Below are 23,336 nucleotides of genomic sequence, written 5' to 3'. Positions count from 1 at the left end.
CGCTGGCCCCGCTCCCGGCTGCCGCTTGCGCAGGCGGTGCCACCGCCCATATCGCAAAAGGCAAAAAAAAGGCGGTGCCGAAGCACCGCCAAGTTTAGGGAGGAAACGTCCAAGAAAGCAGCAACACGATCATGGACCGCCGTTGCTGCGATGCACAAAGTAGCGGCGAATGGTCGGACTTGCAAGTAGAATTTTGCAGCGCAGCATCGCTTAACGAACAATATTCCACAATTACGAATTAAAGATTCGACATTTTCCGAATTCGTCGCATAGCTTTGGTCTGTCTAATGCACGCTCTGCATGCCACGTCGCTGTGCTCGGCGGCAAGGTGACAGCAAGCGGATGGTGCGCTAGGTCCGGTTTTCATTTCCTTACTCTCGCCTTCGGAAACCGTGCCCGCCATGGCCAGCAGCAACGATATCCGCGCAACCTTCCTCGACTACTTCGCCCGCAACGGGCATAGCGTCGTCGAAAGCTCTCCCCTCGTCCCGCGGAACGACCCCACGCTGATGTTCACCAACAGCGGCATGGTGCAGTTCAAGAACGTCTTCACCGGGCAGGAGCGCCGCCCCTATAGCCGCGCCACCACGGCGCAGAAATGCGTGCGCGCCGGCGGCAAGCACAACGACCTGGACAATGTCGGCTACACTGCCCGCCACCATACGTTCTTTGAAATGCTGGGGAATTTCTCTTTCGGCGACTATTTCAAGGAACAGGCGATCACCCATGCCTGGACCCTGCTGACGAAGGATTTCGGGCTGGCGGCGGAGAAGCTGCTCGTCACCGTCTATCATGAGGACGAGGATGCGGCGGCCCTCTGGCGGAAGATCGCCGGCCTGCCGGACGAGCGTATCATCCGCATCGCAACCTCGGACAATTTCTGGCGTATGGGCGATACCGGCCCCTGCGGCCCCTGCTCCGAAATCTTCTACGACCACGGCCCGTCGATCCCGGGCGGCCCGCCCGGCAGCCCGGATGAGGATGGGGACCGTTTCATCGAAATCTGGAACCTCGTCTTCATGCAGTATGAGGAGGGGCCGCCCGGCACGCGCGTGGACCTGCCCCGCCCCTCCATCGATACCGGCATGGGGCTGGAGCGTTTCGCCGCTATCCTGCAGGGCAAGCACGATAATTACGACACCGACACGCTGCGCGCCCTGATCCTGGCGAGCGCGGAAGCGACCGGGCGGGACCCGGACGGGCCGGAGAAGACCAGCCACCGCGTCGTCGCGGACCATCTGCGCTCCACCTGCTTCCTCATCGCCGATGGCGTTCTGCCCTCCAACGAAGGCCGCGGCTACGTGCTGCGCCGGATCATGCGCCGCGCCATGCGCCACGCCTATCAGATGGGCGCGACCGAGCCGCTGATGCCGCGCCTCGTCCCCGCCCTGGTGCGCCAGATGGGCCAAGCTTATCCCGAACTCGTCCGCGCGCAGACGCTGATGACCGACACCCTGCGCCTGGAAGAGACGCGCTTCCGCTCGCTGCTCGAGCGCGGCCTGCATCTTCTCGGCGAGGAGACCGAGAAGCTTGGCGAAGGTCAGGCCCTGCCGGGCGACGTCGCCTTCCGCCTCTACGATACCTTCGGCTTCCCGCTGGATCTGACGCAGGATGCGCTGCGGGAGAAGGGCCGCGTCGTCGATGTCGGCGGGTTTGAGGAGGCCATGGCCGAGCAGCGCCGCCGCGCGCGCGCCGCTTGGGCCGGCTCCGGCGATGCCGCGACCGACCGCGTGTGGTTCGATCTCAAGGAGCAGGTGGGCGCTACCGAGTTCCTGGGCTATGCGACGGAAAGCGCCGAAGGCGAGATCCGCGCCGTCGTCGCCCATGGTGCGCCAGTGGAGAACGCTCAGGCCGGCACCGACGTAGCCGTGCTTCTCAACCAGACACCCTTCTATGCCGAGAGCGGCGGCCAGGTGGGCGACCAGGGACAGATCCTCGGCCCCGATGGTCTCGTGATCACCGTCACGGACACCCAGAAGAAGCTCGGCGATCTCTTCGTGCATTATGGCCGCGTTGAAAGCGGCCTCGCGCGCCCCGGCCTCGCCGTCCGCGCCGAGGTGGATCACACGCGCCGCAGCGCCATCCGCGCCCACCACTCGGCGACGCATCTGCTGCATGAGGCAATGCGCCGCCATCTTGGCACTCATGTGACGCAAAAGGGCAGCCTCAACGCGCCGGAACGGCTGCGCTTCGACGTGAGCCACCCGAAGCCCGTGACGGCCGAGGAACTCGCGGCCATCGAAGCCGAGGTGAATGCCCGCATCCGCGAAAACTCCGCCGTCACCACCCGGCTGATGACGCCGGATGCGGCGGTGGCCGAAGGGGCCATGGCGCTCTTCGGCGAGAAATACGGCGACGAGGTACGCGTCGTCTCCATGGGCGATGGGGATGAAGAGCGTCGTGCCTATTCCATCGAACTCTGCGGCGGCACGCATGTCGCGCGCACGGGTGACATCGGCCTGTTCCGCCTCGTCTCGGAAAGCGGCGTCTCGGCCGGGGTGCGCCGCATCGAAGCGGTGGCCGCCGACGCCGCCTTCCAGAGCCTCCGCGAGACCGAGCGACTACTCGAAGAAGCCGCCGCGGCGCTGAAGGTGACGGCGGCCGAGCTGCCCGCCCGCATCAGCGCACTGGTGGAGGATCGCCGCCGGCTGGAGCGCCAGCTGAGTGAGGCGCAGAAGAAGCTCGCGACCGGCGGCACGGCCTCCGAAATTGAGGAGGTGGCAGGGGTGAAGCTCGCGGCGCGCAATCTGGGCGAGATCGCGCCGCGTGAGCTGAAGGGTCTGGCGGAGGCAATCGGCAAGCAGATCGAGAGCGGCGTGACCGCCCTCGTCTCTACGGCAGAAGGCAAGCTCTCCATCGTCGTCGGCGTTTCGGCGGATCTAACGGGGCGTATCAGCGCGGTCGATCTCGTGCGGGCCGCGGCGGAAGCGGCCGGCGGCAAGGGTGGCGGCGGCCGCCCCGATCTGGCCCAGGCAGGCGGACCCGATGCCGCCCGCGCGGAGGATGCGCTGGCCGCCGTGCGGGCGAAGCTTGCCGGTTAAAGCAGGGCTCAGCCGTGGCGGCTGCCGCCACGGCCCCTTGCCTGTTTCGCCATGCCGCGGCCGGATTCGATCCGTGACTCCTGCCATTCGCGAATGAGCTGAGCGAGGCCGGCTTCCTCCACCTTCTCGGCCGCCTCCTTTCCTGGAAACCAGACACGCCGGCGCTGATTCTTCTCAGGCCAGGTCGCCGCCTCGTTGGAGACGAGCAGCGGGTAGACCTCAACGGAGGCCGCAGGCCTGCGCGCCAAGGCGTAAGCGCCAATCGCCCGACGTGAGATGGCACCCTTTACGCCTGCGGCGTGAAAGGCCTCGATCTCGGCGGTGCGATGGGGGTGGCGCTCCTCCGAAGGCGTGCCCATCGGAATCACCCAGCCCCGCGTCTCGCGACTGCTGATCAGCAGGATTTCGAGCCCGTGACGGCCCAGCCGGTAGGGCAGTGCCGCGACCGCAAGATCAGCCGGAATTTCCGATTGTGCCATCGTGTCTCAGATCAGTTCGGCCGTCGCGAGTGCGGCCAGCACGTCGTCGACCGGCAATTCGGCAAGATTGTCCTCGCGCAGCACGACATAGCGCTGCCCTTCCGGGCCGCGCGGCTGGGTCCGATTGAAATCGCTCGCGAAGGAAAACAGCGTCACGCAGAAACAGCCCATGGCTGCGGCGAGATGCATAGGGCCGGTGTCGTTGCCGACAGCGAAGCGCGCGCCGGCGGCGAGAGCGGCCAGACCGGGAAGGTCGGTCTGTCCGGTGAGATCGACGGCCTCGGCACACTGCTCCCGAATGGTGGCGGCGAGGGCGCCCTCGGGCCCGGTGCCGATGATGACGGGGGTGATGCCTTCCTTCATGAGCTGGCGCGCAAGCTGCCCGTAATAGCCCGTGGGCCAACGCTTGGCCGGCCGGTGTGGAGACGCACCGGGCACCAGCAGCGCATAAGGCTGCGGTACCTCGGGCGGATGGCCCGCGGCCAGAAGCCAACCGGTCTCGGCCACCGGCACCTGCGTGATCCCCGCCATGGCGAGCTGGTCCCGCTGTCGCTCCCAGGTATGCATGCTGTCTCGTTCGGGATTGGCATGGGGATGGGAGCAGCCGACGGCGATGCCGGACCATCCCGGCTTGCCGGCCAGACGGAAATAGCGGCTGGAGCGGCCGGAGGTCTGCAGATCGTAAACATAGTCGAAGCCCCGCAGTTTACGCCGGATGTCGAGCAAGCCGCGGATGTCCCACCAGGGCGCGCGCCGGTCGATCTCCACCGCGTCGAACCAGGGCGAGAGACGGCCGAGCCGTGCGAAGGGCGCGGTCGTCAGGAGGGTGATGTGCGCGTCGGGATGCACCGCACGGATGGCGGCGAAGGGGCCGAAGGAGAGAATGAAGTCACCCAAGGCGCCGAGGCGGATCACCAGGATCTTCTTCGCGCCCCTCGGGTCCTTGGATCGGGCCATACGCTACTGCCTCGCCTTCCGCATGCTTCGGGGGCAGGGCTAGCCGATTCCGGCGCACAAGGAAACGCTGACCGTCCGCTCAGGCGATTCGCTTCTCGGTCGGGCGGAGCGACGGGGCGCCGGGCCGGCGGTGGCGGTAGGCCAGCGCCTCGGCGATATCCATCCGTCGCACAGCAGAAACGCCGGCCAGATCGCCGATGGACCGGGCGACGCGCAGCAGGCGGGTGAAGCCCCGCGCGGAGAGGCCGAGCTTTTCCGCCGCCGCCTCCGCGTAGCGCCGGGCCTCGGCTTCGAGCTGGATGTCGTCGATCGCGACCTCGCTGTTCAGCCAGCCGGTCTCGGTGGCGGCCCGGTCGCGCTGGCGGGCCCGCGCCGCCGCGACCCGCGCGGCCACGGCCGCCGTCGGCTCCCCCGGCGGCGCGCGTGACAATTCCCCGGGCGAGATGGGATAGACCTCGACGACCAGATCGATGCGGTCCATCAGCGGACCGCTAATCTTGCCCTGGTAGGTCTCGGCACAGCGCGGCGCGCGGCCGCATTCGCGGGCGGCGTTGCCGAAATAGCCGCAGCGGCAGGGGTTCATCGCGGCAATCAGCTGGAAGCGCGCCGGGTAGGTGATGTGCGCCGCGGCGCGCGCCACCGTGGTGCGGCCGGATTCCACCGGCTGGCGCAAAGCTTCCAGAGCCAGGCTCGGGAATTCCGGCAATTCATCGAGAAAGAGCACCCCACGATGGGCGAGGCTGACCTCGCCGGGCCGGGCACGCTGGCCGCCCCCCGTGAGTGCCGCCTGGGACGCCGAATGATGCGGTTCCCGGAAAGGTGGGCGGCGCAGCAGCCGCCCGTCGGTCAGCTGGCCTGCGACGCTATGGACCATGCTGACCTCCAGGGCCTCCATCGGGGAGAGATCGGGCAGCAAGCCCGGCAGGCGCGCGGCGAGCATCGACTTCCCGGCACCGGGCGGCCCCAGCATGAGCATGTGATGCCCCCCAGCCGCGGCGATTTCCATCGCGCGGCGCGCCAGTTCCATGCCTTTCACCTGGGCGAGGTCGGGCCCGGGCGGCGGCTCCGCCAGCCCCGCCACCGCGGGCGGCGGCAGCACCTGGGTGCCACGAAAATGGTTAATGAGGCTGATCAGATCGGGGGCCGCCAGGATGCGCAGGCCGCCGGCCCAGGCGGCTTCCGGCCCTTGAGCGGCCGCACAAATCAACCCCCATTCGCGCTCGGAGGCCGAAATTGCGGCCGGCAGAATTCCCGCGACCGGCACCACGTCTCCGGCGAGGGAGAGTTCGCCCAGCGCCGCGAAGCCGGCTAGTTCCTCGGGCGGCAGAATGTCCATGGTTCCCAGCACGGCGAGTGCCATCGGCAGATCGAAATGGCTGCCCTCCTTCAGCAAGTCAGCCGGCGCCAGATTGATCAGCAGCCGCTTGGGCGGCAGCGCCAGGCCCATAGCGGAGAGGGCGGCGCGCACCCGCTCCCGCGCCTCGGCCACCGCCTTGTCCGGCAGGCCCACGACGAGGAAAGCCGGCAAGCCGCTGGCCGCCTGTGCCTGCACCTCCACCGGGACGGCGGTGATGCCGGAGAAGGCGAAGCTCTGGACCCGGACCACCCCCATAGGCGCCTCATCATATCGTTATCAAAACATTAATCACCTGGAGCCTCCAGTGTCCATCGCCGATCGGGACGCTGCCCGGCGGAGGCTCCGCTTGTGGAGACAGGATGGACTCGCTAACCGGATCGACCATCCCGATACACGGGAGCGGAACAGGAGCAAGGATATGGGCTATCGGGTCGCAGTCGTCGGTGCCACCGGTGCGGTGGGACGCGAAATCCTGAAAACGCTGGCCGAGCGGGATTTTCCGATTAGCGACATTGCCGCCGTGGCCTCCGGCCGTTCCGCCGGCACCGAGATTTCCTTCGGCGAGAAGCGCGTCCTCAAGACCCAGAACCTCGACAAGTTCGATTTCCACGGCTGGGACATCGCCTTGTTCAGCCCCGGCGCCTCGGTCTCGGCGATCCACGCCCCCCGCGCCGCCGCTGCCGGCTGCGTAGTGATCGACAATACCAGCCATTTCCGGATGGACCCCGACGTGCCACTGGTGGTGCCGGAAGTGAACCCCCAGGCGCTCGCCGGCTTCCGCAAGAAGGGCATCATCGCCAATCCGAATTGCTCCACCATCCAGATGGTGGTGGCGCTCAAGCCGCTGCACGACGAGTTCGTCGTCAAGCGGGTGTCGGTCGCGACCTATCAGTCTGTCTCCGGCGCCGGCAAGGAAGGCATGGACGAGCTGTTCAACAACAGCCGCGCCCTCTATGTGAACGATCCGGTCACGCCGCAGCAGTTCACCAAGAACATCGCCTTCAATGCCATCCCGCACATCGACGTCTTCATGGATGACGGTTCCACCAAGGAAGAGTGGAAGATGACGGTGGAGACGAAGAAGATCCTCGACCCCGCCATCAACGTCTTTGCCACCTGCGTGCGCGTGCCGGTCTTCATCGGCCATGCCGAAGCCGTGCATGTCGAGTTCGAGAAGCCGGTCACGGCGGGCGAGGCGCGGGCCGCGCTGCGCGACGCGCCGGGCGTGACTGTGCTCGACGTGCGGGAAGACGGCGGCTACGCAACGCCCGCCGAGATTGCGGGTGAGGACGACGTCTTCGTCAGCCGCATCCGCAAGGACCCGACGGTGGAGAACGGCCTCGCCTTCTGGTGCGTGTCGGACAATCTCCGAAAGGGCGCGGCCCTCAACGCCGTGCAGATCGCCGAGGCGCTGATCGCCCAGAAGCTGATCGGCCAGCAGGCCGCCGCCTGAACGAAGACGCGGTCATCCCCGGCAAAAACCCGCCGCAAGGCGGGTTTTTTTTATCTATCGGGTGAGCCAGACGGCGGCCTTGTCATGGCCCGGCACGAGGCGCCAGGTCAGCGCCGCCAGGAACACCGCCAGGCCATCGAGCGTCACCCAGAATGAAGGGCGCGGACCCCGCGGGCCGATGTGCCAATTGGCGGCAAGCACGCGGTCAGCCGGCACGAAGGTCGCCAGTGCATACCAGGCGTATTCGACGGCCATCGTGGCCGCGCCCGCTGCAAGCGCGAGAACCAGCAAACTGACCAGCTGACGCTCTGCCGCCGCGGGCAAACCACGCCACAGCATCAGCCAGAGAAAGAGCCCGGTCGGCAGAATGGCGAGGGTGACGTCGATCTTCTGCGTCAGGAAGAAGTGCCAGAGCGAGAGCACGGCGATCGGGTAGACCAGCCGGTGCAGCCATTTCCACCGTCGGCCGCCAAGGCGGCGGATGCTGGCGTCGGTCGAGGTCACAGCCAGGGCAACGAAGCCGAGGACGGCGATGAAACCGATCGTCAGATAGAAGCGGTGAATGATCTCGCTCACCACGAAGGGCAGGTTCACGCCTTCCATCAGCACATAGAAGACGAGATGAGCAATGGTGTAGGCGGCCGCGGCCAAGCCGAGCATGCGGCGGACCTGAATAAGCTTGGAGAGACCGAAGATCGATCGTGCCGGGCTGACCGCGAGCGACAGGAGCAGGAACCACACCGCCCAAATACCCGTCATCAGCATTGCTTGGTTGAGCGGGCGGGAGGTGAAGCTGCCGAGACACCACTGTCCGGTCATGTACACGGCCGGAAGCAGACAGCCGGCCAGCACCACCATCTTGAAGCGGGAGACGCGACCGGCGCGATCCCGCCATGGTGCCGTGAACCACGGGGCTGTCCCGGACTGCGGCCGGGCGGGTGCAGAAGAGGCGGCGGAGCTTTGGGTCATGGGGCGGGCAATCCTGAAAGACCAGGCACCATGGCGCGGAACAGGGCCAGCGGAAGGGTGACTTCCTGCAGGCCCGGCGGCGGCGCAAAGACGGCAGGAGAGACGGCGGCGTCACTGATCTGCGTGGCGATGAGGCGTCCGGCCTGCACCTGCCCCTGAGCGTCGGGCTTGGTGCCGTGGCCCTGCCCTTCCAGAATCACGCCGTCCCTGGTGACGCAGGCATCGCCCACGCCGTCAGGCCCGGTGACCTTCCACTCGGTGCAGGGCCAGCCGGCGATCATCCTGCGCCCTTCAGGCTCGAAGGCGAGGTTCGACCCCGGCCCCAGATCGCGATGCAGGAAGCCCTGGGAGGCGACCACGAAGACCATGCCCTTCTGCGGCGAAACCAGGCGCACCTGCTCCTGCCCGCGGTCGAGCAGCAGGTAATCTCCCGCACTGCCGAAATCGAGGCGCAGAACCTGCAGCATCGGATCGGCGGTCAGCCGCAGCGGCATCGGGCCAGTCGCCGTGCTCTGGAAATCATAGGTCACCGTCACGGGGCGTTCCGGCCAGATGTGGGGATAGCCCTGCGCCGCGGCAGAGCGACTGCCGGCTGCAGCCAAGCAGAGGGCCAAGAGGCCGAGCCGGCGCAGGAACGGGCGGCGGTAGCGGGTGATCGTCATTCTCTCTCCTCGTCCATCTCTTCGATGGCGCGCCTGAGGGCGTTACCTTCCAGTCTATCCGGCCAGGCGGCCGGCACGTCCACGGCCTCCGCCAGCAGGCTGCGGTAAAGATCGCGCGGGACCTCCCGCGTGCCGAACTGGGCGAGATGCTGAGTGACGAATTGGGTGTCGAGCAGCGTGAAGCCGCCAAGGCGAAGCCGCGCCACGAGATGGACGAGGGCGACTTTCGACGCGTCCCGCGCGCGGGAGAACATGCTCTCGCCGAAGAAGGCGCCGCCGATGGCCAACCCGTAGAGTCCCCCCACCATCTCCTCCCCTTCCCAGCATTCGACGCTATGGGCGTGGCCCATCTCGTGAAGGTCGGTGAAGAGCGCCTCGATCATCGTGTTGATCCAGGTCTCGGTCCGTTGCGGCGCCGGAGCGGCGCAGGCGGCGACGACGGTGGGAAAGGCGAGATCCGTCGTCACCCTGTAGCGGTCAGCGAGCACAGTGCGGCGCAGCCGGCGCGGCAAGTGGAAGCCATTGAGCGGAAGCACGCCCCTTTGTTCGGGGTCGAGCCAGTAGAGACGATGATCATCCCGCGCCTCCGCCATCGGGAAGAGCCCGACGCGATAGGCGCGGAGAAGGAGATCGGGGGTGATGTCCATCTGCTGGCGCTTCATGCGACGCATGTGGGCTCGTTCCTGCTCCGGTAAATCGGTCTCCGCCCCATCACCTGTCGGATACAGGCCGGCCGCGTGAGGGGACGCCGCGCGGCATCAGCCCTACTGGCTGGCCCAGACGATCCGATGCATCCACGCGACCGCCTCCGTTTCGAGCTTTATATCGGCGCGCGCCGGGTTGAGCGACCGAACATCCACGGCCCGGGGCGAACGGCGCACCACCTGCCGGACCATGACGCGCCCCTTGCGGTCCCGCAACACCACCCGGTCACCCCGGCGGATCGGCGCGAGCGGCGAGACGATGAGCAGGTCACCGTCGCGGTAGACGGGCTCCAGCGTGTCCCCTCCCACTTCCAGGGCATAAGCATGGGGGTCCGAAACTTCCGGCAGGCCCGCCTCGTCCCATTCCTTGCCCGAGGGGTTGCCCGCCTCGTCGAAGAAACCGGGCAAGGTTGCCTGATGCAGGGAAATCATCGGCAAACGGCGGATCGCGGGCCGCGCGCCGCTCGCCGGCAGGGCGCGGGCGCCGCGCACCAGGCTCGCAAATTCTTCGAGCGTCGCGTCCGTCGCCCCCAGCACCTTGGAGACGCTTTCGGTGCTGGGCCATCGCGCTCGACCATCCGGTGTCAGCCGCTTGGATTGGTTGAAGGTCGTGGCATTGAGCCCTGCCCTGCGGGCGAGGCCGGAGGCGGTGAGCCCCCGTTCTGCTGCCAGCGTGTCGATCGCGCGCCAGATGTCTTCGTGCCGCATCGCTATCCTATGGGGTTGGGAGCCAGGGGGGAGGTTTTTGCGACCAATGATAAGAATCTTTCCCTATTTTTTGGTTGCAAAGACCGGGTTCAAGTTTTAATTGAATCTATATCGAAACGAATATCCCCATCGTTTCGATGGATCGGGTCGATCCGGGCCCAATCCGCAGAGACGGTTGGCGTCCTTCGCGACCCCAAGAAACGGACCTCCTCACGATGCAGATACAGCAAGCCACACTCCCCGTGCGGGCTCGGCGTCCCCTGCCGCTGCCGCCTCACATGCCGCGGTGCCCGCAACCGGGCCAAGCCCCAGCCCATTTGACCCCGGCCAGTGATCGCGGCCCACGCCGTCGCGGTCGGCCGTTTCGCGATGCAGAAGCATGCGTTGTCTGGACGATCCGCCGCCTGTCCGAGGATGCGGATGGTATGCGGCGGGCGCCGGAAGAGGCGATCTGCGACCCCCGCGAGGTCGTCAAATGCCTCGATACCCTGTACCGTCGTCGGCGAATCGATCTGCACCATGTGCGCATCCTCCGGCTCTGGGCGCATCGGGGCCGGGCCCCGGATCGCGCTGACCCGATGGAGCGCGCCGATTGGCGTATCTGGCGGGAAGCGCTGGACCGACTCGACTGGCCACTGCGGTCTCTAGGTATCATATCCTAAAATAAGAAAAACCAAAGGAATCTATTCCTTATAGGGAGGATCAGAAACGCCATGCCCTTTGCGCTCCGCAATCTCTGCGTGCTCGCTTACGCCAATGGCTTCACCCTTTGGCACTATCGGGCTGGGGACGATCCGCTCGATCGCGTCGCCGGCCGCGACTTCTTTGCGGACGCCGCCGACATGCTCTCGCCTGGGGATATGATGATGATTTCGGCGCCGGATGGCGCGCGCCTCGCTGCCGTGGCTTCCCGTCAGGGGCGCCCGGCGCTCGCCGAAGTACAAGTCTGACGTGGAAGAAGGGGGCGGGCCCAATGCCCGCCCCTTTCGGGTGGTCTCGCTTAGTAGCCGTAGTAGTAGGGCCGCTGCGGCGTCGTCGCCGCGCCGATGGCTGCACCACCGGCGCCGCCGACCAGAGCGCCGATCGCCGCACCGTGGCCGCCGCCCGCCGCGGCACCGATCAGGGCGCCCGAACCGGCACCGATGGCGGCGCCCCCCAGCGCACGCTGGCCGGGGTCATAGGGATCCGTGCAGGCACCGAGCAGGGTCAAGCCGCCGAAGGCCGCCAGGGTCAGAAGTTTTTTGGTCATGGCTCTTTCTCCAAAAATCGAACCGTCTCCACGGGCGTCCACATGGGGAAACGCACGGTTTCGGCATCTGCGGCCCAGATCACATTGCCGATGGGCAATGAGGAGCCGCCGATCTGGAGAAAGAGTTAGGAAATGCTGGGGGCGGGATCTTTGCCGCTTCGTGGTGGCATCGTGGCGATGGCTATCGGATTGTGGCGGAACCCCAGATTTTTCGCCCTAATCAAAGAACGATCACGCCACTGTGTTTCGCCTTCCGCTCGGGCTCCACATGGATGGTGACGACGAGCCCTTCCATCTCCGCCTTCAGCGCCGCTTCGATGCGGTCGCAAATGTCATGGGCCTGTTCCACGGTCATGCTGCCCGGCACGACCAGGTGAAATTGCAGGAAGGTCAGCCGCCCGGCCTGGCGGGTGCGGAGATCATGCGCTTCCAGCGCGCCCTCTGCATGTTCGCTCACCGTACGCCGGATCCGCACTAGGGTTTCCGAATCCGGCGCCGCGTCCATCAAGCCGCTGACCGACTGCATCAGCATCCGCAGGCCCGCCCAGAGGATGTAGACGGCGGTGAGTGCGGCTAGCGCCGAATCGAGCCAGAGAATGCCGGTCGCGACCACCAGCAGGAGCCCGACCAGGATGCCTGCCGAGGTGATGACGTCCGTCCCGAGATGCTTGGCGTCGGCGATGAGGGCCGGTGACCGGCGCTTTTCGCCCTGCCGCAGCAGGAGGGCCGCCCAGACCCCGTTGATCACCGTCGCCACGAAGTTCACCCCCATGCCGACCAGCGGCATGTCGAGATGGGTGCCGGCATGAAGATTGAGCCAGACGTGATGCAGGATGGAGGTGGCGGCCACCAGGATCAACACACCTTCGACCACAGCCGAGAAGAGTTCCGCCTTGTCATGGCCATAGGGATGATCGTGATCGGCGGGGCGGGCGGCAATCTTGAGCGTCCAGAAGGCGACGATGGCGGTCACCACGTTCACCACCGTCTCCAGCGCGTCGGAATAGAGCGCGGCACTTCCGGTGAGCCACCAGGCCGCCCCTTTCAGAGCCAGGACGAGGAGGCCGACAATGATGCTCCCTGCCGCGAGACGCAGCGCCGGGGGCCGGAGGCCGGCCGCGAGATTGCTAAGCGGGTAATTATCCATGCGTCCGGCAGATCCTGCAGCCCGTGTGCGGCAGAGGCGGCTTCGGCCACCGCCTGACGTCCGGGTTTATTCGCGCCGCAACACGCGATCAACCACGAAGGACGACAATCCGCCCGCGACGAAGTCCTTCTTCAAGGCAACTTCATCATAGTCGTCGCGCACCCAGTCGAGGAAGGGGATGCGCCCCTCGGCCTCGGCCGCATAGCGGAGGAAGAAGGCGTCGAGGATACCGGTGCGGGAGCGGCTCCAATGGCCGAAACGCCAGGAGAGCTGGTTCAGAGCGTCCCGGCTGGTGCCACCGTTGAAGATGAGAAAAAGCCCGGCGGCGAGGCCGGTGCGATCCGCCCCCGACTTACAGTGCATCAGCGCCGGTTCGACCAGGGTCTGGCAGATGTCATAGAACCGCAGGATACGGTCCCGATGCGGGGCACCCCGGCTCTCGAAGGCCATGTCGATATGCTTGAGCCCGAGCTTCGCCGCAGCTTCCCGCGACAGTGCATCGGACCCGCAGGCCCGGTGGCCGCGCAGATTGATCACGGTCTTGATGCCGAGGCGGCGCTGAGCCGCGGCGATGCGCCAAGCCGTCGGATGGTTGCAGCGATACAGACGACCGGGCGCGACCTCCGCCCAGTTCGACCAGACGAGGCGGAAGACCGAATGATCGACGAAGAGCGAATCGGACCAGGCGGCCATGCGGCCGCCGGTCGTCGCGAGATCACCCTTGAACATGCGGCGCTACCGCCCGACTGCCGAGTCAGCCCTGGCGCTGCACCATCAGCTTCTTGATCTCGCCGATGGCCTTCGCCGGGTTCAGGCCCTTCGGGCAGGTCTCGGCGCAATTCATGATGGTGTGGCACCGGTAGAGCTTGAAGGGATCTTCCAGGGCATCCAGCCGCTCGCCCTTCCGCTCGTCGCGGCTGTCGGCGATCCAGCGATAAGCGGCGAGAAGCACGGCCGGCCCCAGATAGCGGTCCCCGTTCCACCAGTAGCTCGGGCAGCTCGTGGTGCAGCAGAAGCACAGAATGCACTCCCACATGCCGTCGAGCTTCGCACGCTCTTCGACGCTCTGCAGACGCTCGCCATCCGGCGGCGGAGGCGTCTCGGCCTGCAGCCAGGGCTCGATCGAGCGGTACTGCGCATAGGCCTGGGTCAGGTCGGGCACCAGGTCCTTCACCACCGCCATGTGCGGCAGCGGGTTCACCTTCACCGCGCCTTTGACGTCCTCGATCGGCTTGAGGCAGGCGAGCGTATTCGTCCCGTCGATGTTCATGGCGCAGGAGCCGCAAATGCCTTCGCGGCAGGAGCGGCGGAAGGTCAGCGTGCTGTCGATCTCATTCTTGATCTTGATCAGCGCGTCGAGAACCATCGGCCCGCAGGCGTCGAGATCGATTTCGTAGATATCGACGTGGGGATTCTTCTCGTCGTCCGGGTTCCAGCGGTAGATGCGGAATTCGCGGACGCGCTTGGCGCCGGCAGGCGCCGGGAAGCGGCGCCCTTCGACGACCTTGCTGTTCTTGGGAAGCGTAAATTCGGCCATGGGACAGGCTCCGATCCGCGCGACTTAGTAGACGCGCTTCTGAGGCGGGAAGACCGAGACTTCGTTCGTCAGGGTCTGCATTTTCACCGGACGATAGTCGAGCCGCACGGCGCCCTTGTCGTCGCACCAGGCCAGCGTGTGCTTCATCCAGTTGTGATCGTCGCGCTCCGGGTAATCGTCATGCGCCTGGGCGCCACGGCTTTCCTTGCGGGCTTCGGCGCCGACCATCGTGGTCATCGCCGCACCCATCAGGTTCTGCAGTTCCAGCGCCTCCACCAGATCCGAGTTCCAGATCAGGCTGCGGTCGGAGACGGCCATGTCGCCCATGCCGCCCCAGATCTTCTGGATCTTCTCGACGCCCTGCTTGAGGCTCTCGGAGTTGCGGAACACCGCCGCATGGCTCTGCATCGCGCGCTGCAGCTGAACCCGCAGCTCCGAGACGCGGGTCTGGCCGCTCGCATGGCGGGCGGCATCGAAGCGGTCGAGAGACGCTTCGCCGGCGCGGGCCGGCAGCGGCGCCTGGGTCGCACCCGCCTGCAGCGTCTCCGCCGCACGGTGCGCCGCGGCGCGGCCGAAGACCACGAGATCGAGCAGCGAGTTGGTGCCGAGGCGGTTCGCCCCATGCACGGAGACGCTGGCGCATTCGCCGACCGCCATGAGCCCGGGCACCGTCGCATCGGGATTCTCGGGCGTCGGCCGCAGCACTTCGCCGTGATAGTTCGTCGGAATGCCGCCCATGTTGTAGTGCACCGTCGGCAGAACCGGGATCGGCTCCTTCGTCACGTCGACACCTGCGAAGACCTTCGCCGTCTCGGAAATGCCGGGCAGGCGCTGGTGCAGGATCTCGGCACCGAGATGCTCGAGATGCAGCAGGATGTGGTCCTTGTTCGGGCCCACGCCGCGGCCTTCGTTGATCTCGATCGTCATCGAGCGGGAGACGACGTCGCGCGAGGCAAGGTCCTTCGCCGTCGGCGCGTAGCGCTCCATGAAGCGCTCGCCTTCGGAATTGGTGAGGTAGCCGCCCTCGCCGCGCGCCCCTTCGGTGATGAGGCAACCCGCGCCGAAGATGCCGGTGGGGTGGAACTGGACGAACTCCATATCCTGCATGGGTAGGCCGGCGCGGATGACCATGCCGTTGCCGTCACCGGTGCAGGTGTGGGCGGAGGTGCAGCTCTGATAGGCGCGGCCGTAGCCGCCCGTCGCCAGCACAACCGTCTGGGCGCGGAAGCGATGGATCGTGCCGTCGTCGAGGCACCAGGCGGTCACGCCCCGGCAGGCACCTTCTTCGTCCATGATAAGGTCGAGCGCGAAATATTCGACGAAGAACTCGACGTCGTGCTTCAGGCTCTGCTGATAGAGCGTGTGCAGGATGGCATGGCCGGTGCGGTCGGCCGCGGCGCAAGCGCGCATCGCCGGGCGCTTGCCGTAATCCTGCATGTGGCCGCCGAAGGGCCGCTGGTAGATCTTGCCGTCTTCCGTGCGGCTGAAGGGCACGCCGAAGTGTTCGAGCTCGTAAATCGCCGGAATGGCGTTCCGGCACATGTATTCGATCGCGTCCTGGTCACCCAGCCAGTCCGACCCCTTCACGGTGTCGTACATGTGCCAGCGCCAGTCGTCCTCACCCATGTTGCCGAGAGCGGCGCCGATGCCGCCCTGCGCCGCCACGGTGTGACTGCGCGTCGGGAAAACCTTGGTGATGCAGGCGGTCTTGAGGCCCGTCGCTCCCATGCCGAGCGTCGCGCGCAGGCCGGCGCCGCCGGCGCCGACGACGACAACGTCATAGGTATGGTCGATGACGGTGTAGGCGCCGAGGGTCGGCTTCGAGATGGCGTTCATCGGAGCGCCCCTTCAGATCGCAAGTTTCAGAACGGAAAGAACCGCGGCGAGGCCGAGCAGCCAGATGATGGCCTTCATCACCATCATCCAGATCAGCCGCTGGCCCTCATCATGCAGGTAATCCTCGAGCACCATCTGCATGCCGAGTTGGGCATGGTGGAAGGAGGCGATGATGAAGGCGAGCAACAGCACGGCGACGAGCGGCTGCCCCACCCAATGCGCGATCGCCGCCTGAGGATGGCCCGCGAGAGACAGGACCGAGAAGACGAACCAGAGCGTGAGCGGGATGAGGGCGACCGCGGTCACACGCTCCGCCCACCAGTGGTGCAGGCCCGATTTGGCGGCGCCGAGGCCCCGCGCCCGGCCGAGCGCGGACTGCCGCATGGTGACGGTGAGCTTGTCGTTCTGTGCCATGGTTTCCGATCCTCAGAGCCAGACGGCGAGGCCGACGATCCAGCTGATGACCGTCATCACTACCGTGGCGGCGACGACGATCATCGCGGTGCGATGCGAGGTCTGGATCTCGAAGCCCCAGCCGATGTCCCAGAGAAGATGGCGGATGCCGCCAAAGAAGTGGTACCAGAGGGCCAGCGTCCAGCCGAACATCAGGATGAGCCCGATGGGCGAGCCGATGAAGCTCTGCGCTGCCGCGAAGGCCTTCGGCCCCGTCGCCGCGGCGACGAGCCACCACACCATCAGAAGAAGACCCACGGTCAGGGCGATGCCCGTCGCGCGGTTCATGATGGAGGTGACCGAACTCACCTGCGGCTTGTAGACCTGAAGATGCGGGGAGAGAGGGCGACGAACGAGCGAACCGTCGCTACGCTTGCCGATAATTAATGCGTCGCGCACATCTGGCATAAGCGGTTCCACTTAAAGTGTTATATGGCGACCAAACCGCGTGCGCGGGCACAAAAGTTCCGCGATGACGGCGCCGGAGGCCGGAATTCTCTGGCGTCTTCTGTAGTCGCGGCTGCCTGCTGGGTCAACGCAGGTGCAGCATGCCGCAAGGCAGAGCTGCCACCCCGCTTTGCGCGGGGTTGCACGCATCCAACCGGCAGGCCGGGACGTATTGAAGTTCCGGCTCAGGCGCCGACCTGCGCCAGCCAGTCCTGCAGATTGTAGTAGTTGCTGATTCGGGCCACCTTGCCGTCGCGCAGGGTGAAGAAGGCACCCGCCGGCAGAACGTAGGTCTGGCCGCGCGCTTCCGGCAGGCCCTCGTCGGTTGCGAGGTAGGTGCCGTGCACCACGAACTCGGCCGCGGCCCGGTTCGGCACGCTACCGGTCATGATCACCATGTCGGTCAGCGTCTCTTTATAGCAGCGCGTCATGTGGTCGACGAAGCGGCCGAAGGCTTCGCGACCCACCTGGCGCTCCCCCTGATTGATGTCGTGCACCACGTCCTCCGTCAGCACCGCGAGGAAGGCCTCCTTATCCCCCGCGTTGAAGGCCGCATAATAGGCCTCGATCACCGCCACCACGTCGCTCATCCCCGATCCCTCATCTGATCCGTTCAGTCCTCGCCTTGCCGCGGGGCCATGGGGGCCGTAATGGAAAGCCCCCTTCCCGAGCCTTGGGCGACGCCATGAACACGAGTTCCGAGAAACCGCACAAGCCCCTGAGCTTCCAGGGCATCATCCTGAAGCTGCACGAATACTGGTCCGACAAAGGCTGCGTGATCCTGCAGCCCTACGACATGGAGGTCGGCGCCGGCACCTTCCATCCCGCCACCACGCTGCGCGCCCTCGGCACCCGGCCCTGGAAGGCGGCCTATGTGCAGCCCAGCCGCCGCCCGACCGATGGGCGCTATGGCGAGAACCCGAACCGACTCCAGCATTATTATCAGTACCAGGTGCTGATGAAGCCGAGCCCGGCCGATGCGCAGGCCCTCCTCCTTGGCTCCTATGAAGCGATCGGCATCGACCTTGCCCGCCACGACATCCGCTTCGTCGAAGACGACTGGGAAAGCCCGACGCTCGGCGCCTGGGGTCTCGGCTGGGAAGTCTGGTGCGATGGCATGGAAGTGACCCAGTTCACCTATTTCCAGCAGGTCGGGGGCATCCCCTGCGCCCTGCCCAGCATGGAACTGACCTACGGGCTGGAACGTCTGGCCATGTATGTGCAGGGGATCGAGAACGTCTACGACCTCGATTTCAACGGCCAGGGCGTGACCTATGGCGATGTCTTCAAGCGGGCGGAGGTCGATTACAGCCGCCACAACTTCGAAGTCGCCAATACAGAGATGCTGGCGCGCCACTTCGTCGATGCGGAGAAGGAGTGCCAGTCGCTGCTGGACGCGCGCCTCGCGCAGCCGGCCTATGATCAGTGCATCAAGGCGAGCCACCTCTTCAATCTGCTGGATGCCCGCGGCGTCATCAGCGTGACGGAACGCGCCGCCTATATCGGCCGCGTCCGCACCCTCGCCCGCGGCTGCTGTGAAGCCTGGCTTGCCGGAGAGCAGGAGTAACACCCATGGCCGAACTTCTGCTCGAACTCTTCTCGGAAGAAATCCCCGCCCGCATGCAGGCGCAGGCCGCGGAGACGCTGGCCCGGTTGATGGGCGAGGCCCTGGCCTCCCTCAAACCCACGGCAGTGCGCAGCTTCTACGGACCCCGCCGCATCAGCTGGACGGCGGAGATGGCCGCGGAAGTGCCCGCCTCCACCCTCAGCGAACGCGGCCCGAAGCTCGGCGCGCCGGAGCAGGCGCTTGCCGGCTTCCTGCGCAAGCACGCTGCCGATCGCGCCGATCTGCGCGAGGAAGGCGGCTATTATCTTCTGGAAAAGACCATTCCGGGTCGCCCGGCGGCGGCCTTGGTGGCCGAGGCGATGCCCGGCCTCCTGCGCCGCTTCCCCTGGCCAAAATCCCAGCGCTGGGGCGGCACGAGCCAGTTCACTTGGGTCCGACCCCTGCGCCGCATTCTCTGCCTGCTCGACGGCACCGTCGTGCCCTTCGACCTCGCGCAGGGTGAGGATGACGGCCATGGTCTGTGCAGCGGCGATCAGACCGAAGGCCATCGCTTCCTGTCGCCCGGCACCATTCGCGTGAGCGGTGCGGCCGACTACCTCGCCAAGCTGGAAACCGCCCATGTGCTGGCGGATGCGCAAACCCGTCGCGCGCGCGTCGCCGAAGGCATCGCGGCCCGCGCCGCAGAGGCCGGCTACCAGGTGGTGCCGGACGAGGGGCTGCTGGACGAGGTCGCAGGCCTCGTCGAATGGCCGGTCGCTCTGCTCGGCCGCATCGATGATGATTTCATGAGCCTGCCGCCGGAAGTCCGCCAAGTTTCCATGCGGGTGAACCAGCGCTATTTCGCCCTGACGGATGCGGCAGGTGCCCCTGCCCCGGCCTTCGTCTTCGCCGCCAATATCGTGGCGCCCGATGGCGGAGAGGCGATCATCCACGGCAATGAGCGCGTGCTGCGCGCGCGCCTGTCCGACGCGCGCCATTTCTGGGATCTGGACCGGGCGCACAGCCTCGCCTCCCGCGTACCGGCGCTCGAGAAGGTCACCTTCCACGCCAAGCTCGGCACGCAGCTCGAACGCGTGGCGCGTCTCCAGGCGCTCGCCCCCGTCATCGCGCAAGCGATTGGCGCCAATCCGGCAGAGGCAGCCCGTGCCGCAGAACTGGCGAAAGCCGATCTCACCACTGGGATGGTCGGCGAGTTCCCCGAGTTGCAGGGCATCATGGGCGGCTATTACGCGGCCCATGATGGCGAAAGCCCCGCCGTCGCCGCGGCGATCCGCGAGCATTACCAGCCGAAAGGCCCCTCGGACGCGGTGCCGACCGCGCCGGTCTCCATCGCCGTCGCGCTGGCCGAAAAGATCGAAATCCTGGTCGGCTTCTTCGGCATCGGCGAAAAGCCCAGCGGCTCGGGTGACCCCTATGCCCTGCGTCGCGCTGCCCTCGGCATCATCCGGATCATCCGCGAGAACGGGCTGCGCCTGCCACTGCGTCCGCTGCTCGCCGAAGCCCGCGCCGCCTTCAGCGGCTTCTTCCAGGATGACCCAAACGAGGAGGTTCTCTCCTTCATCGTCGAGCGGCTGCGCGTCCAGCTCCGCGCAGAGGGCCGGCGGCATGACGTGCTGGCGGCCGCCTTCGCTGCTGCCAATGACGATGATTTGACCCGCCTCCTCGCCCGCGCCGATGCGGTCGAATCGCTACTCGGCACGCAGGAGGGCGCGGACCTCCTCGCCGCCTACCGGCGTGCGGCCAACATCCTGCGGATCGAGGAGAAGAAGTCCCCGCTTCCGGAAGCGCAGATCGACCCCGCTCTTCTGGTCGAGGAAGCAGAACGCGCTCTCGTGCAAGCACTGAACGAGACAGAAACAAACGTCACAAAAGCTCTCGCTGAAGAGAATTTCTCCGAAGCCATGACACAATTGTCTGGAATGCGATCTATTGTGGATCTCTTCTTTGAGACAGTCACGGTTAATGCAGACGAGCCCGGCTTAAGAAATAATCGCCTCCAGCTTCTGAAGCGGCTACGGTCGCTCACGGATCGAGCCGCCGACTTCTCCAGGCTGGAAACTACGGGAGCCGTCTGAATGAATGCCGTGACGACGAAGTGGGTTTATAATTTCGGAGCCGGGTCGAACGAGGGGCGCGCAGACATGCGCAACCTGCTCGGCGGCAAAGGTGCCAACTTGGCAGAGATGGCCAGCATCGGCCTGCCGGTGCCGCCGGGCTTTACCATCACCACCGACGTCTGCACGGCCTTCTACGCGAACGGCCGTCAGTATCCGGCAGACCTCGAAAACCAGGTGGCCGAGGCCCTCGCCCGGGTCGAGCAGGCGGTGGGCCTCACCTTCGGCGATGCGACGAAACCCCTTCTGGTCTCCGTCCGCTCCGGCGCGCGTGTCTCCATGCCGGGCATGATGGATACCGTGCTCAACCTCGGCCTGAACGACGAGACGGTGCGCGGTCTCGCCACCGCCTCCGGCGACGCCCGCTTCGCCTGGGACAGCTACCGCCGCTTCATCCAGATGTTCGGTAGCGTCGTCCTCGGTGTCGACCATCACCGTTTCGAAGAGATCATCGACCAGGCAAAGATCGACGCCGGCGTGGTCGAAGACACGGGTCTGACCGCTGAGCAGTGGCAAACGGTCGTCGAGGAATACAAGACTCTCGTGGAAACTGAGACGGGCAAGCCCTTCCCGCAGGCGCCGCAGGAACAGCTGTGGAGCGCTATCGGCGCCGTCTTCGGCAGCTGGATGAACCAACGCGCCATCACCTATCGCCGTCTGCATGAAATCCCGGCCGATTGGGGTACCGCGGTCAACGTTCAGGCCATGGTCTTCGGCAACATGGGCAGCGATTGCGCCACCGGCGTCTGCTTCACGCGTGATCCGTCCACCGGCGAAAACCTCTTCTACGGCGAATACCTGATCAACGCCCAGGGCGAGGATGTCGTCGCTGGCATCCGCACGCCTCAGCCGCTGCGGCGCGACCGCGCCAAGCCCGGCGAAGTGAGCATGGAAGAGGCGCTGCCAGAGGCCTTCGCCGAACTCCTGCGTGTCCGCGAGACCTTGGAAAACCACTACAAGGATATGCAGGACATCGAGTTCACCGTGCAGAGCAACAAGCTCTACATGCTGCAGACTCGCAACGGCAAACGGACGGCGACGGCCGCCATGCGCATCGCCGTGGAGATGGCGGAAGCCGGTCTCATCACGCGTGAGCAAGCGCTGATGCGCATCAATCCGGCCGCCCTCGACCAGCTACTGCATCCGATGCTCGATCCGCATGCGAAGCGCGATCTCGTGTCGCGCGGTCTTCCCGCCTCTCCGGGCGCCGCCTCCGGCCTCGTCGTCTTCTCTGCCGACGAAGCCGAAATGCGGGCTCAGAAGGGTGAGGCAGTCATCCTCGTGCGCATCGAGACCTCGCCCGAAGACATTCACGGCATGCACGCGGCCCGCGGCATTCTGACGACGCGCGGCGGCATGACGAGCCATGCAGCGGTCGTCGCTCGTGGCATGGGCCGGCCCTGCGTGTCCGGGGCCGGCGGCATCGCCGTCGACTACGGCGCGCAGACGCTCTCGGCGGGTGGCAAGCTGGTGCGCGCCGGCGAAGCCATCACCATCGACGGCGCCACCGGCGAGGTTTTCCTCGGCTATGTGCCGATGATCGAGCCGAAGGTCTCCGGCCATTTCAGCACTATGATGGAATGGGCGGACGCGATCCGCAGCCTCAAGGTCCGCTGCAATGCCGAGACCCCGCTCGATGCGGAGACGGCCCGCAAGTTCGGCGCCGAAGGCATCGGCCTCTGCCGCACCGAACACATGTTCTTCGACCCGGCGCGCATCGGCGCCGTGCGCCAGATGATCATGGCGTCCGACGAGGAAGGCCGCCGGGCGGCAGTCGAAAAGCTGCTACCCTTCCAGCGCGAGGATTTCGTCGCCCTCTTCCGCATCATGGCCGGCCAGCCGGTCACCATCCGCCTGCTCGATCCCCCGCTGCACGAATTCCTGCCGCATGGTGACCAGGAGTTGATGGAGATCGCCTCCGTTCTCGGTGTCGATCTGGCCACCATGCAGCGCCGGGTCTCCGATCTCGCGGAAGCCAACCCGATGCTCGGTCATCGCGGCGTGCGCCTCGGCATCAGCTACCCCGAGATCTACGAGATGCAGGCGCAGGCGATCTTCGAAGCCGCCATCACGGTGGCCAAGGAGACCGGTGCAGCGCCGGTGCCCGAGATCATGGTGCCGCTCGTCGGGGCGCCGCGCGAACTCGAACTGGCCCGCCAGCTGATCGACCGCACGGCCCAGGCGGTCTTCGCCGCCCGCGGCCGCACGCTCGACTATCAGGTCGGCACCATGATCGAACTGCCGCGCGCGGCGTTGCTCGCCGACCGGATAGCGGAAACCGCCGATTTCTTCAGCTTCGGGACCAATGACCTGACGCAGACGGTCTACGGCCTGTCGCGTGACGATGCCGGCAAGTTCCTGCCGAAATACGTCGAGAGCGGCATCTACGAGAAGGACCCGTTCGTGACTCTGGACCGCGAAGGCGTCGGCCTGCTGATCGAGATTGCGGCCGAGAAGGGCCGCAAGACCAAGGCGGGTCTGAAACTCGGCATCTGCGGCGAGCATGGCGGCGATCCGGCCTCGATCACCTTCTGTCAGGAAGCCGGTCTCGATTATGTGTCCTGCTCACCCTACCGCGTGCCGGTCGCCCGTCTCGCGGCCGCGCAGGCTGCCGTCGCCGGAAAGAAAGGCCGCACTGCCTGAATGATGGCGAAGA

The 23,336-nt window shown here is 66.2% G+C and carries 22 protein-coding genes; 6 read left to right on the top strand and 16 right to left on the bottom strand.

Translation table 11 applies throughout. The features are described from left to right. The first annotated feature begins 401 nt into the window (after nt 1-401). On the top strand, nt 402-3,041 hold the full coding sequence (gene alaS / locus ACYQ6W_RS18305; protein WP_459677325.1) for an alanine--tRNA ligase: 2,640 nt from the start codon (nt 402-404) through the stop codon (nt 3,039-3,041). Nucleotides 3,042-3,049: 8 nt separating this feature from the next. Here alaS and ACYQ6W_RS18300 read toward each other — a convergent pair whose 3' ends face one another. The 3 genes from ACYQ6W_RS18300 to ACYQ6W_RS18290 all read right to left on the bottom strand — a co-directional run bounded on the left by ACYQ6W_RS18300 (nt 3,050) and on the right by ACYQ6W_RS18290 (nt 6,089). Beyond that, nucleotides 3,050-3,520, bottom strand: a complete 471-nt coding sequence (locus ACYQ6W_RS18300; protein WP_459677323.1) for an NUDIX hydrolase — start codon at nt 3,518-3,520, stop codon at nt 3,050-3,052. Nucleotides 3,521-3,526: 6 nt separating this feature from the next. Further along, nucleotides 3,527-4,477 (bottom strand): glycosyltransferase family 9 protein, encoded by a 951-nt coding sequence (locus ACYQ6W_RS18295; protein WP_459677321.1) that lies wholly within the window; start codon nt 4,475-4,477, stop codon nt 3,527-3,529. 79 nt (nt 4,478-4,556) lie between these two features. Beyond that, on the bottom strand, nt 4,557-6,089 hold the full coding sequence (locus ACYQ6W_RS18290) for a YifB family Mg chelatase-like AAA ATPase (RefSeq protein WP_459677320.1): 1,533 nt from the start codon (nt 6,087-6,089) through the stop codon (nt 4,557-4,559). A gap of 163 nt (nt 6,090-6,252) precedes the next feature. Between ACYQ6W_RS18290 and ACYQ6W_RS18285 the strand changes: the two genes are divergently transcribed. Next, nucleotides 6,253-7,287 (top strand): aspartate-semialdehyde dehydrogenase, encoded by a 1,035-nt coding sequence (locus tag ACYQ6W_RS18285; RefSeq protein ID WP_459677318.1) that lies wholly within the window; start codon nt 6,253-6,255, stop codon nt 7,285-7,287. Nucleotides 7,288-7,341: 54 nt separating this feature from the next. On the opposite strand, the gene ACYQ6W_RS18280 is transcribed toward ACYQ6W_RS18285, so the two are convergent. The 5 genes from ACYQ6W_RS18280 to ACYQ6W_RS18260 form a co-directional block, all read right to left on the bottom strand. Further along, nucleotides 7,342-8,256, bottom strand: a complete 915-nt coding sequence (locus tag ACYQ6W_RS18280) for a protein-methionine-sulfoxide reductase heme-binding subunit MsrQ (protein WP_459677316.1) — start codon at nt 8,254-8,256, stop codon at nt 7,342-7,344. Continuing rightward, nucleotides 8,253-8,918, bottom strand: a complete 666-nt coding sequence (locus tag ACYQ6W_RS18275; RefSeq protein ID WP_459677315.1) for a hypothetical protein — start codon at nt 8,916-8,918, stop codon at nt 8,253-8,255. The genes ACYQ6W_RS18280 and ACYQ6W_RS18275 overlap by 4 nt, the downstream gene beginning before the upstream one ends. Next, nucleotides 8,915-9,580, bottom strand: coding sequence for a leucyl/phenylalanyl-tRNA--protein transferase (gene aat / locus ACYQ6W_RS18270; RefSeq protein ID WP_459677346.1), 666 nt, complete (start codon nt 9,578-9,580; stop codon nt 8,915-8,917). The genes ACYQ6W_RS18275 and aat overlap by 4 nt, the downstream gene beginning before the upstream one ends. Before the next feature lie 102 nt (nt 9,581-9,682). Further along, nucleotides 9,683-10,330, bottom strand: a complete 648-nt coding sequence (locus ACYQ6W_RS18265) for a S24 family peptidase (protein WP_459677313.1) — start codon at nt 10,328-10,330, stop codon at nt 9,683-9,685. Nucleotides 10,331-10,419: 89 nt separating this feature from the next. Continuing rightward, nucleotides 10,420-10,851, bottom strand: coding sequence for a hypothetical protein (locus ACYQ6W_RS18260; RefSeq protein ID WP_459677311.1), 432 nt, complete (start codon nt 10,849-10,851; stop codon nt 10,420-10,422). Nucleotides 10,852-11,043: 192 nt separating this feature from the next. Between ACYQ6W_RS18260 and ACYQ6W_RS18255 the strand changes: the two genes are divergently transcribed. Next, the gene (locus tag ACYQ6W_RS18255) at nt 11,044-11,280 is read left to right on the top strand and encodes a hypothetical protein (RefSeq protein WP_459677309.1); all 237 of its coding nucleotides are present in this window, start codon (nt 11,044-11,046) and stop codon (nt 11,278-11,280) included. Between the two features lie 50 nt (nt 11,281-11,330). Here ACYQ6W_RS18255 and ACYQ6W_RS18250 read toward each other — a convergent pair whose 3' ends face one another. From ACYQ6W_RS18250 to ACYQ6W_RS18215, 8 genes are all read right to left on the bottom strand, one after another. Beyond that, nucleotides 11,331-11,579 carry a YMGG-like glycine zipper-containing protein gene (locus tag ACYQ6W_RS18250; RefSeq protein WP_459677308.1) on the bottom strand — a complete coding sequence of 83 codons (249 nt, stop codon included), beginning with the start codon at nt 11,577-11,579 and terminating at the stop codon, nt 11,331-11,333. 220 nt (nt 11,580-11,799) lie between these two features. Further along, entirely contained in the window at nt 11,800-12,726 is a 927-nt protein-coding gene (locus tag ACYQ6W_RS18245; protein ID WP_459677306.1) for a cation diffusion facilitator family transporter, read from the bottom strand. A 66-nt stretch (nt 12,727-12,792) separates the two neighbouring features. Next, nucleotides 12,793-13,455, bottom strand: coding sequence for a tyrosine-protein phosphatase (locus ACYQ6W_RS18240; protein WP_459677305.1), 663 nt, complete (start codon nt 13,453-13,455; stop codon nt 12,793-12,795). Between the two features lie 25 nt (nt 13,456-13,480). Further along, on the bottom strand, nt 13,481-14,263 hold the full coding sequence (locus ACYQ6W_RS18235; protein WP_459677303.1) for a succinate dehydrogenase iron-sulfur subunit: 783 nt from the start codon (nt 14,261-14,263) through the stop codon (nt 13,481-13,483). Between the two features lie 24 nt (nt 14,264-14,287). Next, a complete protein-coding gene (sdhA, locus tag ACYQ6W_RS18230; protein ID WP_459677301.1) occupies nt 14,288-16,099 on the bottom strand; it encodes a succinate dehydrogenase flavoprotein subunit in 1,812 nt (603 codons plus the stop codon). Between the two features lie 12 nt (nt 16,100-16,111). Next, nucleotides 16,112-16,513, bottom strand: a complete 402-nt coding sequence (sdhD, locus tag ACYQ6W_RS18225) for a succinate dehydrogenase, hydrophobic membrane anchor protein (protein WP_459677300.1) — start codon at nt 16,511-16,513, stop codon at nt 16,112-16,114. Between the two features lie 12 nt (nt 16,514-16,525). Continuing rightward, nucleotides 16,526-16,960: a succinate dehydrogenase, cytochrome b556 subunit gene (gene sdhC, locus ACYQ6W_RS18220; protein ID WP_459677298.1), complete on the bottom strand. Its 435-nt coding sequence runs from the start codon at nt 16,958-16,960 to the stop codon at nt 16,526-16,528. A gap of 224 nt (nt 16,961-17,184) precedes the next feature. Beyond that, nucleotides 17,185-17,589: a ketosteroid isomerase-related protein gene (locus ACYQ6W_RS18215; protein ID WP_459677296.1), complete on the bottom strand. Its 405-nt coding sequence runs from the start codon at nt 17,587-17,589 to the stop codon at nt 17,185-17,187. A gap of 95 nt (nt 17,590-17,684) precedes the next feature. On the opposite strand from ACYQ6W_RS18215, the gene ACYQ6W_RS18210 reads away from it, so the two are divergent. Genes ACYQ6W_RS18210 through ppdK form a run of 3 tightly spaced genes read left to right on the top strand, consistent with a single transcriptional unit; the run spans nt 17,685 to nt 23,323 of the window. Next, nucleotides 17,685-18,566: a glycine--tRNA ligase subunit alpha gene (locus ACYQ6W_RS18210; RefSeq protein WP_459677294.1), complete on the top strand. Its 882-nt coding sequence runs from the start codon at nt 17,685-17,687 to the stop codon at nt 18,564-18,566. A gap of 5 nt (nt 18,567-18,571) precedes the next feature. Further along, nucleotides 18,572-20,641 carry a glycine--tRNA ligase subunit beta gene (gene glyS, locus ACYQ6W_RS18205; RefSeq protein ID WP_459677292.1) on the top strand — a complete coding sequence of 690 codons (2,070 nt, stop codon included), beginning with the start codon at nt 18,572-18,574 and terminating at the stop codon, nt 20,639-20,641. Further along, the gene (gene ppdK / locus ACYQ6W_RS18200) at nt 20,642-23,323 is read left to right on the top strand and encodes a pyruvate, phosphate dikinase (RefSeq protein ID WP_459677290.1); all 2,682 of its coding nucleotides are present in this window, start codon (nt 20,642-20,644) and stop codon (nt 23,321-23,323) included. Nucleotides 23,324-23,336: the final 13 nt, after the last annotated feature.

This window comes from Acidisoma sp. 7E03 (assembly GCF_054665075.1).
The sequence above is the reverse complement of the archived record's forward strand: the minus strand, read 5'-3'. Positions and strand labels throughout refer to the sequence as shown.

Bases quoted from the DNA above. Each gene is read 5' to 3' on its own strand.
- alaS (WP_459677325.1), top strand. From the start codon at position 402: ATGGCCAGCAGCAACGATATCCGCGCAACCTTCCTCGACTACTTCGCC.
- ACYQ6W_RS18300 (WP_459677323.1), bottom strand. From the start codon at position 3,520: ATGGCACAATCGGAAATTCCGGCTGATCTTGCGGTCGCGGCACTGCCC.
- ACYQ6W_RS18295 (WP_459677321.1), bottom strand. From the start codon at position 4,477: ATGGCCCGATCCAAGGACCCGAGGGGCGCGAAGAAGATCCTGGTGATC.
- ACYQ6W_RS18290 (WP_459677320.1), bottom strand. From the start codon at position 6,089: ATGGGGGTGGTCCGGGTCCAGAGCTTCGCCTTCTCCGGCATCACCGCC.
- ACYQ6W_RS18285 (WP_459677318.1), top strand. From the start codon at position 6,253: ATGGGCTATCGGGTCGCAGTCGTCGGTGCCACCGGTGCGGTGGGACGC.
- ACYQ6W_RS18280 (WP_459677316.1), bottom strand. From the start codon at position 8,256: ATGACCCAAAGCTCCGCCGCCTCTTCTGCACCCGCCCGGCCGCAGTCC.
- ACYQ6W_RS18275 (WP_459677315.1), bottom strand. From the start codon at position 8,918: ATGACGATCACCCGCTACCGCCGCCCGTTCCTGCGCCGGCTCGGCCTC.
- aat (WP_459677346.1), bottom strand. From the start codon at position 9,580: ATGAAGCGCCAGCAGATGGACATCACCCCCGATCTCCTTCTCCGCGCC.
- ACYQ6W_RS18265 (WP_459677313.1), bottom strand. From the start codon at position 10,330: ATGCGGCACGAAGACATCTGGCGCGCGATCGACACGCTGGCAGCAGAA.
- ACYQ6W_RS18260 (WP_459677311.1), bottom strand. From the start codon at position 10,851: ATGGTGCAGATCGATTCGCCGACGACGGTACAGGGTATCGAGGCATTT.
- ACYQ6W_RS18255 (WP_459677309.1), top strand. From the start codon at position 11,044: ATGCCCTTTGCGCTCCGCAATCTCTGCGTGCTCGCTTACGCCAATGGC.
- ACYQ6W_RS18250 (WP_459677308.1), bottom strand. From the start codon at position 11,579: ATGACCAAAAAACTTCTGACCCTGGCGGCCTTCGGCGGCTTGACCCTG.
- ACYQ6W_RS18245 (WP_459677306.1), bottom strand. From the start codon at position 12,726: ATGGATAATTACCCGCTTAGCAATCTCGCGGCCGGCCTCCGGCCCCCG.
- ACYQ6W_RS18240 (WP_459677305.1), bottom strand. From the start codon at position 13,455: ATGTTCAAGGGTGATCTCGCGACGACCGGCGGCCGCATGGCCGCCTGG.
- ACYQ6W_RS18235 (WP_459677303.1), bottom strand. From the start codon at position 14,263: ATGGCCGAATTTACGCTTCCCAAGAACAGCAAGGTCGTCGAAGGGCGC.
- sdhA (WP_459677301.1), bottom strand. From the start codon at position 16,099: ATGAACGCCATCTCGAAGCCGACCCTCGGCGCCTACACCGTCATCGAC.
- sdhD (WP_459677300.1), bottom strand. From the start codon at position 16,513: ATGGCACAGAACGACAAGCTCACCGTCACCATGCGGCAGTCCGCGCTC.
- sdhC (WP_459677298.1), bottom strand. From the start codon at position 16,960: ATGCCAGATGTGCGCGACGCATTAATTATCGGCAAGCGTAGCGACGGT.
- ACYQ6W_RS18215 (WP_459677296.1), bottom strand. From the start codon at position 17,589: ATGAGCGACGTGGTGGCGGTGATCGAGGCCTATTATGCGGCCTTCAAC.
- ACYQ6W_RS18210 (WP_459677294.1), top strand. From the start codon at position 17,685: ATGAACACGAGTTCCGAGAAACCGCACAAGCCCCTGAGCTTCCAGGGC.
- glyS (WP_459677292.1), top strand. From the start codon at position 18,572: ATGGCCGAACTTCTGCTCGAACTCTTCTCGGAAGAAATCCCCGCCCGC.
- ppdK (WP_459677290.1), top strand. From the start codon at position 20,642: ATGAATGCCGTGACGACGAAGTGGGTTTATAATTTCGGAGCCGGGTCG.